At 72.9% G+C, this 15,418-nt stretch carries 14 protein-coding genes and 1 riboswitch; of the genes, 1 reads left to right on the plus strand and 13 read right to left on the minus strand.

Going from position 1 to position 15,418, the window contains the following annotated elements:
- Positions 1-27: 27 nt before the first annotated feature.
- The 13 genes from hypF to ACGFRB_RS24865 form a co-directional block, all read right to left on the minus strand.
- Positions 28-2,559, minus strand: a complete 2,532-nt coding sequence (gene hypF / locus ACGFRB_RS24805; protein ID WP_393246289.1) for a carbamoyltransferase HypF — start codon at positions 2,557-2,559, stop codon at positions 28-30.
- A 62-nt stretch (positions 2,560-2,621) separates the two neighbouring features.
- Positions 2,622-3,317 carry a hydrogenase nickel incorporation protein HypB gene (gene hypB, locus ACGFRB_RS24810; protein ID WP_363011286.1) on the minus strand — a complete coding sequence of 232 codons (696 nt, stop codon included), beginning with the start codon at positions 3,315-3,317 and terminating at the stop codon, positions 2,622-2,624.
- Positions 3,305-3,781: a hydrogenase maturation nickel metallochaperone HypA gene (locus tag ACGFRB_RS24815; protein ID WP_393246037.1), complete on the minus strand. Its 477-nt coding sequence runs from the start codon at positions 3,779-3,781 to the stop codon at positions 3,305-3,307. Before ACGFRB_RS24815 ends, hypB begins: the two co-directional genes overlap by 13 nt.
- Before the next feature lie 213 nt (positions 3,782-3,994).
- Complete coding sequence (locus ACGFRB_RS24820; RefSeq protein ID WP_393246039.1) at positions 3,995-4,099, minus strand: DUF6893 family small protein; 105 nt, start codon at positions 4,097-4,099, stop codon at positions 3,995-3,997.
- Between the two features lie 22 nt (positions 4,100-4,121).
- Complete coding sequence (locus tag ACGFRB_RS24825) at positions 4,122-4,652, minus strand: hydrogenase maturation protease (protein WP_393246291.1); 531 nt, start codon at positions 4,650-4,652, stop codon at positions 4,122-4,124.
- 65 nt (positions 4,653-4,717) lie between these two features.
- Entirely contained in the window at positions 4,718-6,148 is a 1,431-nt protein-coding gene (locus ACGFRB_RS24830; protein ID WP_393246041.1) for a hypothetical protein, read from the minus strand.
- Positions 6,145-6,783 (minus strand): DUF6084 family protein, encoded by a 639-nt coding sequence (locus ACGFRB_RS24835; protein WP_363011292.1) that lies wholly within the window; start codon positions 6,781-6,783, stop codon positions 6,145-6,147. Before ACGFRB_RS24835 ends, ACGFRB_RS24830 begins: the two co-directional genes overlap by 4 nt.
- Positions 6,780-7,463 (minus strand): DUF5947 family protein, encoded by a 684-nt coding sequence (locus ACGFRB_RS24840; protein WP_393246293.1) that lies wholly within the window; start codon positions 7,461-7,463, stop codon positions 6,780-6,782. The genes ACGFRB_RS24835 and ACGFRB_RS24840 overlap by 4 nt, the downstream gene beginning before the upstream one ends.
- Before the next feature lie 128 nt (positions 7,464-7,591).
- Positions 7,592-8,212, minus strand: a complete 621-nt coding sequence (locus tag ACGFRB_RS24845; protein ID WP_393246043.1) for a hypothetical protein — start codon at positions 8,210-8,212, stop codon at positions 7,592-7,594.
- Positions 8,209-9,990, minus strand: a complete 1,782-nt coding sequence (locus tag ACGFRB_RS24850; protein WP_393246044.1) for a nickel-dependent hydrogenase large subunit — start codon at positions 9,988-9,990, stop codon at positions 8,209-8,211. The genes ACGFRB_RS24845 and ACGFRB_RS24850 overlap by 4 nt, the downstream gene beginning before the upstream one ends.
- A 123-nt stretch (positions 9,991-10,113) precedes the next feature.
- A complete protein-coding gene (locus tag ACGFRB_RS24855; protein ID WP_363011298.1) occupies positions 10,114-11,196 on the minus strand; it encodes a hydrogenase expression protein HypE in 1,083 nt (360 codons plus the stop codon).
- A 55-nt stretch (positions 11,197-11,251) separates the two neighbouring features.
- Positions 11,252-12,985, minus strand: a complete 1,734-nt coding sequence (locus tag ACGFRB_RS24860; protein ID WP_393246045.1) for an enoyl-CoA hydratase-related protein — start codon at positions 12,983-12,985, stop codon at positions 11,252-11,254.
- Between the two features lie 298 nt (positions 12,986-13,283).
- The gene (locus tag ACGFRB_RS24865) at positions 13,284-13,868 is read right to left on the minus strand and encodes a TerD family protein (RefSeq protein WP_363011302.1); all 585 of its coding nucleotides are present in this window, start codon (positions 13,866-13,868) and stop codon (positions 13,284-13,286) included.
- Between the two features lie 163 nt (positions 13,869-14,031).
- Positions 14,032-14,235: riboswitch (cobalamin riboswitch) on the plus strand.
- A gap of 67 nt (positions 14,236-14,302) precedes the next feature.
- Here ACGFRB_RS24865 and ACGFRB_RS24870 point away from each other — a divergent pair.
- Positions 14,303-15,364, plus strand: a complete 1,062-nt coding sequence (locus ACGFRB_RS24870; protein ID WP_393246047.1) for an ABC transporter substrate-binding protein — start codon at positions 14,303-14,305, stop codon at positions 15,362-15,364.
- Positions 15,365-15,418: the final 54 nt, after the last annotated feature.

Below are 15,418 nucleotides of genomic sequence, written 5' to 3' on the forward strand. Positions count from 1 at the left end.
CCTTGCCGCGCCGCCGTGGTCGTCGCCTCAGCAGCGACTCCGGTCGAGGTCTCCCCACGACCGCGTCGCCGCCGCGGTCACGTGCCGGGGGGGGGGGGGGGGGGGGGGGGGGGGGGGGGGCGGGCCCCGCCCGCGCCGCCCCCGGGGGCGGGGGCGGGGGGGGGGGGCCCCCCCCCCCCCCGCGCCCACGACCAGCTGGCCGAGCGCCAGCCCTCCGTCGTTCGGCGGGACGAGGCGGTGGCGGAGGACTGTGAAGCCGTCCTCGCCGAGGGCGCGGGCGCAGGCCGAGGAGAACACCGTGTTGGCGAACACTCCCCCGGTCAGCGCGACGGTCCCGACACCCAGTTCGCCGCGTGCCGCCCCACAGATCCGGTGCACCAGGCGCGCCACGGCGTGGTGGAAGCGGGCCGCGACGACGGGCTTCGGGGTGCCGTCGCGTACGTCGTCGGCGATCGCGGCGATCAGGGGCCCGGGTTCGGCGCGCAGCGGGCCGCCGGACGGTGACACGGCCAGCCGGAAGGCGTACCGCTCGTCGGGCTCCGTTTCGGGCGCGCGGAGCGCGGCGGCCTCCAGCTCGACGGCCGCCTGCGCCTCGTACCCGGCGAGGTGGCGGATCCCCGCGAGGGAGGCGACGGCGTCGAAGAGCCGTCCCATGCTGGAGGTCGGCACACAATTCAGCCCGCTCTCCAACTGCTTTGTGAGAACACGCAGTTCATCGGGCCGGCAGGCGGCCACGCAGGGCAGCGCCGGATCGGCCGGCAGCCCGGCGGCGTGCAGGTGCGCGAGGGCCATGCGGTACGGCCGCCGGACGGCCGCGTCCCCGCCGGGAAGTGGGACGTAGTCCAGGTGTGCGAAGCGGGAGAAGCCCGCGTAGTCCGCGAGGAGGAACTCGCCTCCCCACACGGCGCCGTCGAGGCCGTGGCCGGTGCCGTCGAAGGCGACTCCGAGGACGGGGACGCGGCCGTCGAGGCCGTTCTCGGCCATGGCGGCGGCGATGTGCGCGTGGTGGTGCTGGACGTGGACGACCGGGCGGCCCGCCGCGTGCCGGGCGGCCCAGCGGGTGGAGCGGTATCCGGGGTGACGGTCCGCCGCGAGCAGGCGCGGCCTGACCCCGGTGACGTCCTCCAACTGCCGTACGGCCGGGGCGAGGGCCGCCTGCGTGGCCAGGGAGTCCATGTCCCCGATGTGCGCGGACAGCCAGGCCTTGCGGCCCTGCCCGAGGCAGAAGGTGTTCTTCAGGTCCCCGCCGACGGCGAGCGCGGGGGCCACCTCGACCGGCAGGGCGACCGGCAGGGGGGCGTAGCCACGGGAGCGGCGCAGGACGAGCGGTTCGCCGTCGCAGACCCGTACGACGGAGTCGTCGCAGGGCACCTGGATGGGGCGGTCGTGCAGCAGCCAGGCGTCCGCCAGGCCGACGAGCCTGGTCAGCGCGTCCGTGTCGTCGGTGACGATGGGCTCGCCGGAGAGGTTGCCGCTGGTCATGACAAGGAGCCGGGGCCCTCGCCGGTCGGCGGCGCCGAGGCCGAACAGCAGGTGGTGTACCGGGGTGTACGGGAGCATGAAGCCGAAGTCCGGGCTTCCGGGGGCCACTTCGGGTGCCGGTCCAACGCCCGGGCCGGCCGGGGTGGCGCGGCGGCGCAGCAGGACCACGGGCCGGACGGGTCCGGTGAGGAGGGCGCGGTCGGCGGGGCCGAGGTCGGCCAGGTGTTCGATGTCCGCGAGGTCCGCCGCCATCATCGCGAACGGTTTGTCACCGCGTGCCTTGCGCCGGCGCAATTCGGCCACCGCCGTCGCGTTCGTGGCGTCGCAGGCCAGGTGGTATCCGCCGAGGCCCTTGAGCGCGAGGATGGCGCCGGCCGCGAGCAGCCGCCGCGCGGCGGTCACCGGATCGGACTCCGGGCCAGCCTCCGGACCGGCCTCCGGCACGGTCGGCGCGCCGGCCCGTGGGTCCGTACCCACGACCAGTCGCAGCCGGGGGCCGCACTTCGGGCAGGCCACGGGCTGCGCGTGGAACCGCCGGTCCGCCGGATCCTCGTACTCCCGCGCGCAGTCGGCGCACAGCGGGAAGCCGGCCATGGTCGTGTGGGCGCGGTCGTAGGGCAGGCCGTTGACGATGGTGAACCGGGGTCCGCAGTGAGTGCAGGTGACGAAGGGGTGCAGATGCCTCCGGTCGGCCGGGTCGGCCAGTTCCGCGAGGCAGTCGTCGCAGGTGGCGGTGTCCGGCGGGACGAGGGTCCGGACGTCGCCGCCCCGCCGCGAGGGGACGATGGCGAATCCGCTGCCGCCGCACGCGGGAACACCGGTCGCCTCGACGGATTCCACCCGGGCCAGGCGCGGTGCCTCGGCGGCGACGCGGGCGCGGAAGGCCGTCACGTCGGCGGGGGCTCCCTCGACCTCCGCCACGACGCCGTCGGGGGTGTTGGTGACGTGTCCGGTCAGCCGGAGAGCGGTGGCGAGGGCGTGGACGAAGGGGCGGAAGCCCACCCCCTGGACGACTCCGCGCACGACGACACGGTCGCGCCGGGCGGTCGTCGGAGGTGAGAGCGGCTCCGGGTCCAGGTCCGGGTCCGAGGTGGAGAGGGGGGCGGGAGCCGGGGTCGCGGTGCCCGGTCGTCCCGCCGTCACGCGCCGGCCTGGGCCATCACGGGAACGTGGAGGGCGGCGCCCTCGGCCGCCGCGAGGGCCCGGTCGAGCAGGGTGCCGGCGCCGGAGCCGTCGCGCGCGGAGGTGAGGAGGATCTCGACGCCCGGGTTGACCCGCTCGACGTTGCGGCGAAACGCCGTCTCGTCGAACTCGGCGGCCACGGCCAGGTCGGTCTTGGTGACGGCCACCAGCTGGGCGAGGCCGAAGGCCGTGGGGTACTTCAGGGGCTTGTCCTCGCCCTCGGTGACCGAGGCGAGGACGACCCGGAGGGACTCGCCGAGGTCGTAGCCGGCCGGACAGACGAGGTTGCCGACGTTCTCCACGAACAGCAGCCGAGTGTCCTCGGGAAGCCAGTCGTGCAGATGCCGGGCCACCATGTCGGCCTCCAGATGGCACAGCCCGTCGGTGTGCACCTGCTTGACGGGGACGCCCGCCCTGGCGAGCCGTTCGGCGTCGTTCTCGGTGGCCAGGTCCGCGGTGAGCGCGGCGGTGGCGACCCCGCGTTCGGCGGAGAGCCGCAGCACCCGTTCCAGCAGGGCCGTCTTCCCGCTGCCGGGGCTGGAGAGCAGGTTGACCACCGTCGTTCCCCGGGCGGTCAGTTCGGCGCGCAGGACACCCGCCGCGGCTTCGTTCCTCGCGAGGACCGCCCGCTGGAGGTCGACTACTCGGCACATGATCGGCTCTCCTCGGTGAGGGGTTCGCTGGGGGGTGCGGTGGCCGGGGGCGGGACCAGGGCCGGATCCACGGCGGGGACCGGCTCCGGGGCCGGGGCCGGAGCCACGGCGCGAGTCGGATCGGTCCAGCGGACCTCGCGGATCCGCAGTTCGCGCCCGGAGACGAGTTCGACGGCGGCGGTCCCGCAGCCGGGGCACAGCAGCCTCGGTGGCATGCCGGTCTCCCAGTCCCGCGCGCAGGGTGAGCAGCGCGCGGTGCCCGGGACCTGGTGCGTGATCAGTTCGGCGCCCTCGACGAGAGTTCCGGCGCAGGCGAGTCCGAAGCAGAAGTGAAGCGCGTCGGCGACGATGCCGGCCAGCTCGCCGACCTCCAGGCGGATGCTCTCCACGCCGTGGGCCGCGCGGGCCCGCGCGGCCGTCTCGACCTGGTCGACGACGGCCAGCGCGACGGACATCTCGTGCATCGCGCTCCGTCCTTTCCGAAGCTGGGGTGCCTGTGGCCCGCCATTAGAGGCCGGGAGGGGGCGGGGTGCCGCCCGGCTCGCCGGGAGAGCGCGGGGGTGCCGCCCGTTCGGTGCAAGCGGGACGACGCGCGGACCCGTACGGGATCCGCCGTACGGGATCCGCCGCTCCCCGGGTCTCCGCCCCGGTCCCGCGGCCGGCACCCCGCACCCCGGTCACATGTTTCTGATGCGCACATAGCGCTGGACGTCCGGAAGGATCCCCTTCACGACGGCCAGCACGGCGAGCAGGAAGGTGACGGTGACGACGGTCTTCTTCATGACGGGCTCTTTCGTGTCGGGCTCATACGGCGGCCTCCCGGGCGACCAGTTCGGTCACCATGCGGACCGCTTCGGGTACGGCGGCGGCGACTCGCGGGCTGAGTTCCGCGCCCTCGTCGAGGCAGGCGGGTTCGCAGCCGACGACGAGGATCCGGCGGGGCGGGGTGGCGCCCGTCCCCGCGCAGAGGGTGCCGAGGAGGGCGAGGACGGCGTCGGGTGCCATCCGGTGGCCGTCCAGCGGCACGGCGGGGACGGCGGTGTACGGGCCGGCGTCCCCGGCGGCGGGCCGTTCGTCCGGCTCCGTGGCGTCGATCAGATAGAGGGTCCCCGGCTCGCCGCCTCGGGCGGTGGCGTCGACGAGGACGAGGGTGTCCCAGCCGTCGAGGAGCCGGTAGGCGAGATGGACGCCGCGGATTCCCACGTCGGCCACTTCGACATGGGGTGCGAGGCCCTGCCGGGCGAGGTGGCGCACGGTCTCGACGCCGAAGCCGTCGTCGCCGAGGAAGATGTTGCCGACGCCCGCCACGAGGACGCGCGGGGCGGTGCGCGGCACGAGGCCGTCGCCCCGTCCCTCGTTCACGCTCCCGTCCGCGAGGTCCTCGTCCACGAGTCCGCCGCTCACGATTCCGTTGTGCACGAGCCCTCCAGCGGCCGGACCTCGTCGGGCTGGAAGTACAGGAACCGGCCCTGTTCGCGCCGGATGTCGGCACCGGGGTCGTCCTCCACGGTCACGGCGATGTGCGTCCCGCCGTCGACATCGTGCAGCACGGCCTCGACCAGGGCGCTGCGGCCGTCCAGGAACAGGTCCTGGGCGTCGCTGCGGCGCAGTCGCGGACACAGGAGCACCCTGCTGCCCGCACGGACGGCGCGGCCCTCGACGAGGACGTGGTCCCGGTCCGGGTCGACGGTCGGATCGCCCGCCGGGTCCCACCACGGGGTGTCCGGTGCGAGCAGGGCGTCGACCGGGGACTCCTGGCCTCCAGGGGGCTGCTGACCTCCCGTGACCTCCCGCAGGCCGCGTACCGCGCCGTGGAGGCGTTCGAGCAGTTCCTGCGGCAGGGTGTCGGCCAGGTCGATCACGGCGGCGGCGCGGGCGTCGGTCCCGCGCGCCTCGCGTTTCTCCTCCTCGGTGAGGGTCGTGGTGCGCAGGGCGAGCATCTCGTCGATCTCGGTCGCGTCGTAGAAGGCTCCGGGGCTCTCGGGGGCGATCGCCGGGTGGTCGTCGAGGATGATCGGCGAGGACAGCAGGAGGTCGGCGCGGCCGGGTTCGCCGGCCAGGACGGGCCAGGTGTGCCGGTTGTCGCAGGCGGCCACGGCACTCCTGGCCCACTCGGGCGGGTCGGTCATGGACAGGAAGGACCCGGCGTCGAGGCGGAGCAGGGTGTGCGCGGCGACCAGGGAGCGCGCGAGGGCGGCGGGCCGGTCGTCGTCCGGCCGGGCCTGCCAGGGGCTGGTGTTCTCGACCGTGACGGACAGCCGGCTCACCCGGTAGGGGCCGTCGAGTCCGGCCGCCGAGATCCGCAGGACCCCGCTGATCTCCTCGTGGCGGCGTACCAGCCGGCCTCGGAGGCGCCCGTCGGTGTCGGCGATCTCCTCGGTCTCCTCGGCGGCGGGGCGGGTGAAGGGCACGGTGGTGCCCTCGCCGTCGAGCGCGGCGACGGGGACGGTGAGGGTGATCCGTTCCTCGGTGCCCTCGTCCCAGGTCGCGAGGGTCCGGTCGGCCAGGCGCAGTTCGGGGACGGGCGCGTACGTGCCGTCGTCGCGCAGTTCCTCCACGGTGCGCCGCCGTACGCGCAGAAAGCGGACCTCGACGGCAAGCTCGGCTCCGGTCTTCGGTTCCATCAGGCATTCGGTGTGCTGGAGGCAGTGGTCCCCGGCGTGGTTCCAGGACGGCGGTACGAGGACCCCGAACTGCCAGCGGAACCGGTTCTTCGCGGCGGAGGCCCGGTACGGGTAGAGCACGTATCCCTCGAAGAGGACGGCGTCGGCGGCCTGCCGGGCGACGGCGAGCCGTTCCTCGGTGCCGGGCGGGAAGACGGCGGTGGTCATCGGGTCCTCTCCCCCGCCCCGTCGAGCAGGGCTTCGACGGTGGCCTGCCAGGACGGCAGGGCCCGGCGGGACCGGTAGGCGAGCAGGGAGTCCATCGCGTCGCGCGGCAGCCGGATCCAGTCGCAGCCTGGGAAGTGCCGGTCGATCGCCTCGCGCCAGACTCCGACGGGCATCCGGTGGGCGACCTCCTTGTCCCAGGGCACGGGTTCGACGTGGAAGCCCCCGGCGCCGGTGAAGGCGGTTCCGGAGAACAGCAGGAGCAGGGGGACCTCGCCGCCGGACAGCGCCCGGAAGTAGCGGGCCTGGGCGATGTCGGTGTCGTAGGTGCAGGGCACGGCGAGGTCGGTCTCGATCTCGCCGGTGAAGCCGGGGACCATCATGGAGACCTGGGCGAACTGCACCGGCTGGAGGCTGCTGTCCCACCGGGAGCGGTCGCCGAACAGGTCGCCGAGGGCCGCGGCCTCCTCGTCGTCGTATCCCCGCCGGGCGGGTTCGAGTCGGATCTGGCAGCGCAGCGCGAGGGCGTGCACCCGGGTGCCGGGGGTCGCGGTGACGCGCAGCCGGAAGACGAGGGTCGGTCCGGCCGCGTAGGGGTCGGCGCGGACGCCGGCGCAGGCGAAGGAGAACTCGGTCACGGCCGGCTCCCCGGTGTCGCGCGGGCCTGTTCGCTCGCACGGGCCTGTTCGCTTACGTGGCTCTGTTCGCGTACGCCGGCCTGTTCGCTCGCACGGGCCCGTTCGCGCACACCGGCGAAGAGGGCGTCGAGGTCGGACCGGGCCTCGGCTCCGCCGTCGAAGCCGCGCCAGTGCAGCCGCATGCGTCCCACCAATTCGTAGCAGAGGTCGATCGGCACCAGGAAGCACTCGGTGCGTCCCTCGTGACGGCGCAGCAGTAGCGCCTCCACGTCGGGCCGGAGGTCGCCGGCGAGCGGGGTGGCGTCCACGACGGACTGCCAGGTGTGCTCCTCCGGTTCGCTCTCGGTGGCGCCGGCGGGGCTCGGGTAGAGCACCACCGGCCTGCCGAGAGCGGAGTTGTGGAAGAGGAAGGCCACCGAGACCGGGATCCGCAGGGCCTCCCACACAGTGTCGTCGACCCGGTGGTCCGGGTCGGTGAGGCAGCGGTCGGGGACGGCCCGGAAGCGGCCCCCCGACGTGGTGTCCGGGCGGTCCATGAGCTGGGCGCACGGGCCGCAGGCGCAGACCAGGCTGCGCCGGTCGGTGTCGGCCAGATGACGGTGCGGGCCGTCGGCGAGGCGTACCCCGCACAGTCCGCACTCCTCCTCGCGGGGCGGGCGCGGGGTGACGAAGCGGCGCAGTCCGGTGGGCGCGGTGCGGGCTCCCGGGCCCGTCGGGGTTCCGGTGGTTCGGGTTCCGGTGGTTCGGGTTCCGGTGGTTCGGGTTCCGGTGGTTCGGGTTCCGATCCAAGGCCCGGTCCGAGGCGCGGTCACGAGGCGTCGCCGGGTGCGGAGCCGAGGGCGGCGGCGCGCGGCGGACGGGTGCCGATCTGGAGCAGTGCCGGTGCTCGTACGGCCGGTTCCAGTTCGACGCCCGTCACCTCGGGGGCGAAGCAGGCGAGCGCGTCCAGCGCCGCCTGCCGGGTGGTGTCCTGGGTACCGGAGCAGCCGCAGCCGGAGGAGGCCTCGACGGCCAGCCGCAGTACCCCGCTCGCCGCGTCGAACCCGGCGTTGCGGGCGGGTTGCGGCAGGGCGGCGAGGGCCCGGTCGATCCGGGTGGGCAGGTCCTCGGGGTGCAGTCCGTGCAGGTTGAGCAGGCTCGCGACGAGTTCGTCCGCGAGCAGCGCGCCCAGCGGCTCGGCGCCCGAGCCGGGGCCGGAGCGGGCAGCGGAGCCGGGGCCGGAAGCCGGGTGAGGGCCGGGTCCGGAGCCGGAGCCGGGGCGTCCGAGGAGTTCGACGATCCGGGCGAGCCCGCTGCCGTAGAACTCCATCAGGACCCGTACGACGTCCTCGGCCGCCGCGACCGTGTCGCGGTCCGCCGTCCCGGCCAGCCGGTCGAGGACCTCCTCGACTTGCCGCCCCGCCGCTTCGGCGGTCCGGGCGGCGCTCATCCGCCCAGCCCGCTCAGTCCGGTGGGCACGTGCATCGCCTTCACGGTGCGGCCGGTCCCGGTGTACATGTGCACCCCGCACGGCAGGCACGGATCGAAGCTGCGCACGGCCCGCATGATGTCGATGCCCTTGAAGTTCTCCGGGGTGTTCTCCTCGAAGATGGGGGTGTTCTGCACCGCGTCCTCGTAGGGGCCGGGGGTGCCGAAGGTGTCCCGGGTGGAGGCGTTCCACGGCGTGGGCGGATAGGGGTGGTAGTTGGCGATCTTGCCGTCCCGGATCACCATGTGGTGGGAGAGGACGCCCCGGACGGCCTCGGTGAAGCCGACGCCGATGGACTCGTCGGGCACCTCGAACTTCTCCCAGGTCTGGGTGCGTCCGGCGCGTACCTCCGCCAGACCCTTCTCCGCGCAGTGCAGGGCGACGGCCGCCGCGTACGCCTGGAAGTAGGTGCGGGCGCGGTTGCGCTCCAGGGCGTTGCTCCACTTCGGGATCTTCCACTCGAAGCTGGTCTCCGGCTTGGTCAGTGTCCGGGGCAGGTTGATGACGACGCTGTGTCCGGTGGCCTTGACGTAGCCGATGTCGACCAGCCCGGACAGGGCGGTCGACCAGAGCCGGGCGATGGGGCCGCCGCCGGTGTCGAGCGCGAGGTGGTCCTTGCCGTCGAACCACCGGGGGGACATCACCCAGCTGTACTTGTCGTCGAAGTTCCGCTTCTGCGGGGCGGGGATGGTGTGCTGGTTCCACGGGTGCCGGGGGTCGACGGGGTTGCCCAGCGGGTCGTGGGTGACGAACTGCTCCTGGCCCTCCCAGTCGTCGTAGTACGAGCTGCCCAGCAGGATGCGGATGCCGAGGTTGATCTGTGTGAGGTCGTTGGTCACGAGCTTGCCGTCGACGACGATGCCCGGGGTGACGAACATCCGCCGGCCCCAGTCGGTCATGTTGGCGTACGTGAAGTCGCAGTGCTCGGGATCGTTGAGCGCTCCCCAGCAGCCGAGCAGCACCCGGCGGCGGCCGACCTCCTCGTAGCCGGGCAGCGCTTCGTAGAAGAAGTCGAAGAGGTCGTCGTGGAGCGGGACGACCCGCTTCATGAACTCCACGTACCGCATGAGCCGGGTGAGGTAGTCGGTGAAGAGCTGGACCGAGGCGATGGTGCCGACGCCGCCGGGGTAGAGCGTGGAGGGGTGCACATGGCGCCCCTCCATCAGACAGAACATCTCCCGGGTGTAGCGGCTGACCTGGAGTGCCTCCCGGTAGAACTCGCCTTCCAGGGGGTTGAGGGAGCGCATGATGTCGGCGATCGTGCGGTAGCCGTGCTCGGCGGCGTGCGGCGCCTGGGTGCGTTCGGCGAGCTCCAGGACCCCGGGGTTGGTCTCGCGGACCATCTTCTCGCAGTAGTCGACCCCGACCAGGTTCTCCTGGAAGATGTTGTGGTCGAACATGTACTCCGCGGACTCGCCGAGGTTGATGATCCACTCGCCCAGGTGCGGGGGCTTCACTCCGTACGCCATGTTCTGCGCGTACACGGAGCACGTGGCGTGGTTGTCGCCGCAGATGCCGCAGATGCGGCTGGTGATGAAGTGCGCGTCGCGCGGGTCCTTGCCGCGCATGAAGACGCTGTAGCCCCGGAAGACGGACGACGTGCTGTAGCACTCGGCCACACGCTTCTGCTTGAAATCGATCTTGGTGTGGATGCCGAGACTGCCCACGATCCGGGTGATGGGGTCCCAGGCCATCTCCACCAGGCCGCTGCCGTCCCCTGTCGTCTTCGCCGGTGCCATGGTGTGTACGGTGCCCTTCGTCGGTGGTGCGCTTTCACGAACAGTGAGATTGATGAGGGGGTGCGGGGGGTCGGGGTGTGGGGGGGGTTCGGGGTGCTGGGGTGTCGGGGCGGTCGGCCCCGGTCACCACGGCGGCTGGTATCCGGTGGTGATCCGGTCGCCCGGGTGCCGCCACTTCGGCTCGCGGTCCACGGTCTCGCCGGTGATGTCCCGCAGCTTGCGGATCACGGAGCCGTACACGCGGCTGGCGGTGCTGGAGACCTTGCCTCCGGGCGGTTCGTCCATGAACGGCATGAACTTGTCCGGGAATCCCGGCATCGTGCAGGCGATGCAGATGCCGCCGACGTTCGGACAGCCGCCGATGCCGTTCATCCAGCCGCGCTTGGGGACGTTGCACTTCACGACCGGCCCCCAGCAGCCCATCCGGACCAGGCACTTGGGCGAGTCGTAGGTTTCGGCGAACTGGCCCTGCTCGTAGTAGCCCGCGCGGTCGCACCCCTCGTGCACCGTCGCGCCGAACAGCCAGGTCGGGCGGAGTCGGTCGTCCAGCGGGATCATCGGCGCCGAACCCGCGGCCTGGTAGAGCAGATACGTCAGGGTCTCCGCGAAGTTGTCCGGCTGGATGGGGCAGCCGGGCACGCACACGATGGGGATGCCGGCGTGCGACTTCCAGTCCCATCCGAGGTAGTCCGGCACGCCCATCGCGCCGGTCGGGTTGCCGGCCATGGCGTGGATGCCGCCGTACGTGGCACAGGTGCCGATCGCGACGACCGCGAGCGCCTTGGGGGCCAGCCGGTCGATCCACTCGCTGGTGGTGATGGGCTGGCCGGTCTCCGGGTCGGTGCCGAAGCCGCACCAGTAGCCCTCCGGTTTGATCTTCTCGTTCGGGATCGAGCCCTCGATCACCAGCACGAACGGGTCGATCTCGCCCCGCTCCCCCTTGAAGAACCAGTCGATGAACGTATCCGCGCCGCCGACCGGGCCGCACTCGAAGTCGATCAGCGGCCAGTGGACCGCGATCTTCGGCAGTCCGGGCAGCCCGGCGAGGGCGATCTCCTCGATGCTCGGCTGCATGGCGGCGGTCAGGGCCACCGAGTCGCCGTCACAGCTCAGCCCGGCGTTGATCCAGAGGATGTGGATCGGCTTCTCGTCGCTGCCGGCGGCGGCGCCCTGGTGACCGGCCGGGGTCTTCGTGCTTGTGCTCATGCGTCGCCTCCTGCGGAGGGGGAACGGGGACCGTCCTCATGTCCCCGCGTACGAGTCAACGGTCGGCCGCACCGGCCAGGTCCGCATCCCGGGCGTCGGGCGATCCGGCGGCCGGACCCTCCTTGCGGACGAACGCGCGGCGCAGCGCGTGGTACGGCGCGGCGGGGTCGTCGAAGATCGCCCGCATACGGCCGAGCTCCCGCTCCCGGCAGGCCGCCAGGGGGTTGGACGCCTCCCGGGCTTCGTGCTCCGCCTTCTTCGCCGCCACGCGGCGCGCGACGCTCGGGTGCGTGGCCAGCCGGGCGGCCAAGCGGGTGATCTCGGCGGAGAACTCCCCCGGCGCGCAGTCGACGACCCGGTCGACGAGTCCCGCGATCCGGGCGGCGGACGCCGAGACGGGACGGGCGCTGCGGGTGAGGCGCTCCGCCATGGCCGGACCCACCTTGCGGGGCAGGGTGTGGGTCCAGTACTCGGACCCGTAAAGGCCCATGCGCCGGTAGTGGGGGTTGAGTACGGACCCCGACCTGCACCACACCTCGTCGGCGGCCAGCGCCAGCATCACGCCGCCGGCCGCGGCGTTGCCGCCGATCGCGCTGACGACGAGCCGGTCGGTCGTCGTGAGAACGGCCTCGACCAGGTCGTTCATGGCGTTGATGTTCGCCCAGGACTCGGCGGCCGGGTCGGCGGCCGCCTCGATCACGTGGAGGTGGATGCCGTTGGAGAAGAAGTCGCGCTGTCCGCCGAGGACGAGGACGGAGGTGGGGCGGCGGCAGGCGGTCCGGTACGCCCGCAGCAGGCGGCGGCAGTGGCCGGTGCTCATCGCGCCGCCGGGAAAGGAGAAGGACAGCACCCCGACGGCGCCCTGTTCGCGGTAGCGGATGTCGGACCAGGTCCGGTCCGGCGCCGGCGCTGGTGTCGGCGTATCCGGTGACGTCGGCGCCCGGCGGGACAGGGGCGGCTCGGGGAGCCCCGGCAGCCGGCCCGCGAGGGCGAGGGCCAAGGTGGCGGGCAGTTTGCAGGCCCGCGCCGCGCCGGGGCCGGTGCGGGCGCGCAGTTCGGGGAGCCACACGGCGCCGTCCGCCGTGGCGCGGCAGACCGCGCCGCCGCGGGCCGCCAGCAGTTCACCGGGCCGGCCACGCAGGCCGTCCTCCGGGTGGCCGCCGTGCAGGAACCATTCGGCTCCGAGCAGTTCGTCCGGCACACCGGGTTGCGAGTCGGCGGCGCGCAGGGTGCGCAGGACCGTATCGGTGTCCTCCTCCCAGGAGATGCGGCGCTGCTCCTGGCGGAGGAAGGGACGGGTGCGCACCGGCCCGGTCTGCGGGCGCGGCCGGGCTCCGGCGGCGAACCGTTCGACGGCGAGGTGGACGGCGGTCATGGCCGCGTCGGACAGCTCGTTGCGGTACAGGTCGCTCTTGCCCGCCTCCGGGACGCAAAAGCCGGCCGTCGCCCAGACATCGCCGGCGTCCATCTCCTCGGCGGCCTGGAGGACGGTCACGCCCCACTCGGTGGCGCCCTCGAGGATCGCCCGGTCCAGCGAGGACGGTCCGCGGTCGCCCACCGGCCCCGGATGGACGATCAGACAGGGGCGGCCGGACCACACGTCGCGGGGCACGACGGTCTTCAGCATGGGGGCGAGGACCAGGTCGGGCGTGTGCCGTCCGACGGCGGCCCGTACCGCGTCCCCGTCGGGGGTGATCTCGACGGAGACGGCGTGCCCGCGGTCCCCCAGCTCGGCCCTGACCCGCTGGGTGAGGGAGTTGTAGCCGCTGGCGATGAGCAGAACGCGCATGGCCGCCCTTCCGGATCGTCGGGGAAGGCCCCGCACCGGACGGCAGGCGGGTGCCGGACACCCCTGGCGATCGTCGGACATCCCGGGCGGCGCGGACGGCGGCGCATCTCCCGGCTCACTCGATCGGGAGGCGATTTCCGACCACTTGGCGGCCCGCTCGCCACTCCGGCGGACGCGGTGGGAGCGGGGCCGCGCGGAGGGCCCCGCGTAAAGGACGCGCAGGGTGCCGGGCGAGCCAGGTGTACGGAGGCGGTGCACGGGGGCTTCGCCTTCGCCCGTACACCGCCTTGGGGACCGGCTACTTGCTGACCGCGAAGCGCATCAGGGCGTGCTCGTCGCCCTGCTTGATCTTGCCCGTCTCGTTGATCACTTCGAGCTTCCAGACGCCGCCTATCCTGGTCGCCTTGGCCACGGCGCAGGCGTTGTCCTGGGTCAGCAGGCTGGGCCAGATGTCGGCGACCTGCTGGGAGCTGCCGCCGGTCGCGTCGTAGACCTTGAAGCTGATGTTGCGGGCCTTCTGGAAGGAGCTGCCCTTCTTGTACGCGGCGGCGACGAACACGATCGACGTGATGGGCGCCGGGAGCTTGGCGAACTCGACGGTCACCGTCTCGTCGTCGCCGTCGCCGTGGCCGGTCTGGTTGTCGCCGCTGTGCAGCAGCGAACCGTTGCCCATCGGGTCGAGCGAGTCGAGCCCGGCGAGCCGGACCGGGTCGCCGCCCTGCATGGCGATGGCGATCAGGTCGAGGTCGGTGCCGGTCTTGCGGCGCAGCCGGCCCAGCACGCCGCCGGAGCTGCCGGCGGTGGGGTCCCAGGAGACACCGATGGACAGATGGGTCACCCCGTCCAGGTCCGCGGGGCCGTCTTCCTTGGTCAGCGTGATCATGCGCGGTCATCCTCAGTCGAAGGGGCCAGTCCCCGCAGAGTGTGCCTGACCGCGCGTCCGTTCCCCACGGAGGGGCCCCTTTTGATACGCGATCGGCACCGGTGACGGCGCCGGGCGACGGCCGGGGACCACCGGTGCGGCCCCCTGTCGATTGTCAAGCCTGTGGTAATTTGCCCAGGCCAGTCGCACCTTTGTACGTACGAACAACGTAGGTACACGGGTCAGGGAATCCGGTGGGAGTCCGGAACTGACGCGCAGCGGTAAGGGTGACGGGCGGAGCACGGCCACTGGGTCCCGACGGACCTGGGAAGGCGTTCCGTCCGGACGAACCCGAGTCCGAAGACCTGCTGGCGGCCCCGGCGCCCTGACAGGCGGTCCGGGGAGCACCGTACGACAGGCTTCGCGCATGAGCCGTGGACACAGAGGACTCTCCCGTGCCCCTCGCACACCCCGCCCGTTTCGCCGTGCCGCTTCTGGCCGGTGCCGTACTCCTCACCGGCTGCGGCGCCGGCAGGCCGCCGGCCGCCGCTCCGGCTCCCGCGTCCTCGGCGGCGGGGGCGGGGGCCGCCTCCGGCTATCCGGTGGCGCTCGACAACTGCGGACAGCGGATCACGATCGACCGCCCGCCGAGCCGGGCCGTCGCCCTCGACCAGGGCTCGGCCGAGATCCTGCTGGCGCTCGGGCTCGCCGACCGCATGGTGGGCACGGCCACCTGGACGGACCCGGTGCTCAAGGGCCTGGAGAAAGAGAACGCCAAGGTCCCCCGGCTCGCCGAGCGCTATCCCTCCTTCGAGAAGGTGCTGGACACCGAACCCGACTTCGTCAGCGCCTCGTTCCTCTACACCCTGGGCAAGGGCGGCGTGGCGCCCCGCGAGCGGTTCGGCGCCCTCGGCGTGCCCACGTATCTCTCCCCCTCCGACTGCGTCGGCAAGGACAACAGCGGTGACGGCGACGGGGTCCGTACCCGGCCGCTGACGATGGACGACGTGTACGGCGAGATACGCGACCTGGGCCGGGTGTTCGGGGTGCCCGAGCGCGCCGGGGAACTCGTCGGCGAGCTGCGGGACCGGGTCACGAAGGCGACGGCGGGCGCGGGCTTCGGGCGCGCCTCCGTCCTGTACTGGTACTCCGACTCACAGGGGCCGTACATGGCCGGCTGCTGCGGAGCGCCCGGGATCGTCAGCCGGACCCTCGGGGTGCGCAACGTCTTCGACGACACCCATGAGGAATGGCCTCAGATCAACTGGGAGACGGTGGCCGAGCGGGACCCGGACGTCCTGGTGATCGCCGATCTGACCCGCAAGGCGCAGTCCGCCGAGAGCGCCGCAAAGAAGATCGAGTTCCTGGAATCCCACCCCGTCACCAGGAACATGACGGCGGTACGGAAGAAGCGGTACGTGATCCTCGGCGGCCAGGCGCTGAACCCCACCCCGCGCACCGTCGAGAGCATCGAGAAGGTGGCCGCCGCACTGCGGACGTACGGATTCGCGAAGTGACCCGGTCCCGGCCCAGGACGTGGTTCCGGCCCAGGACGTGGTTCCGGCCCAGGA

Origin of the sequence: Streptomyces sp. NPDC048718, assembly GCF_043198875.1 — a bacterium.
Lineage (GTDB): Bacteria > Actinomycetota > Actinomycetes > Streptomycetales > Streptomycetaceae > Streptomyces.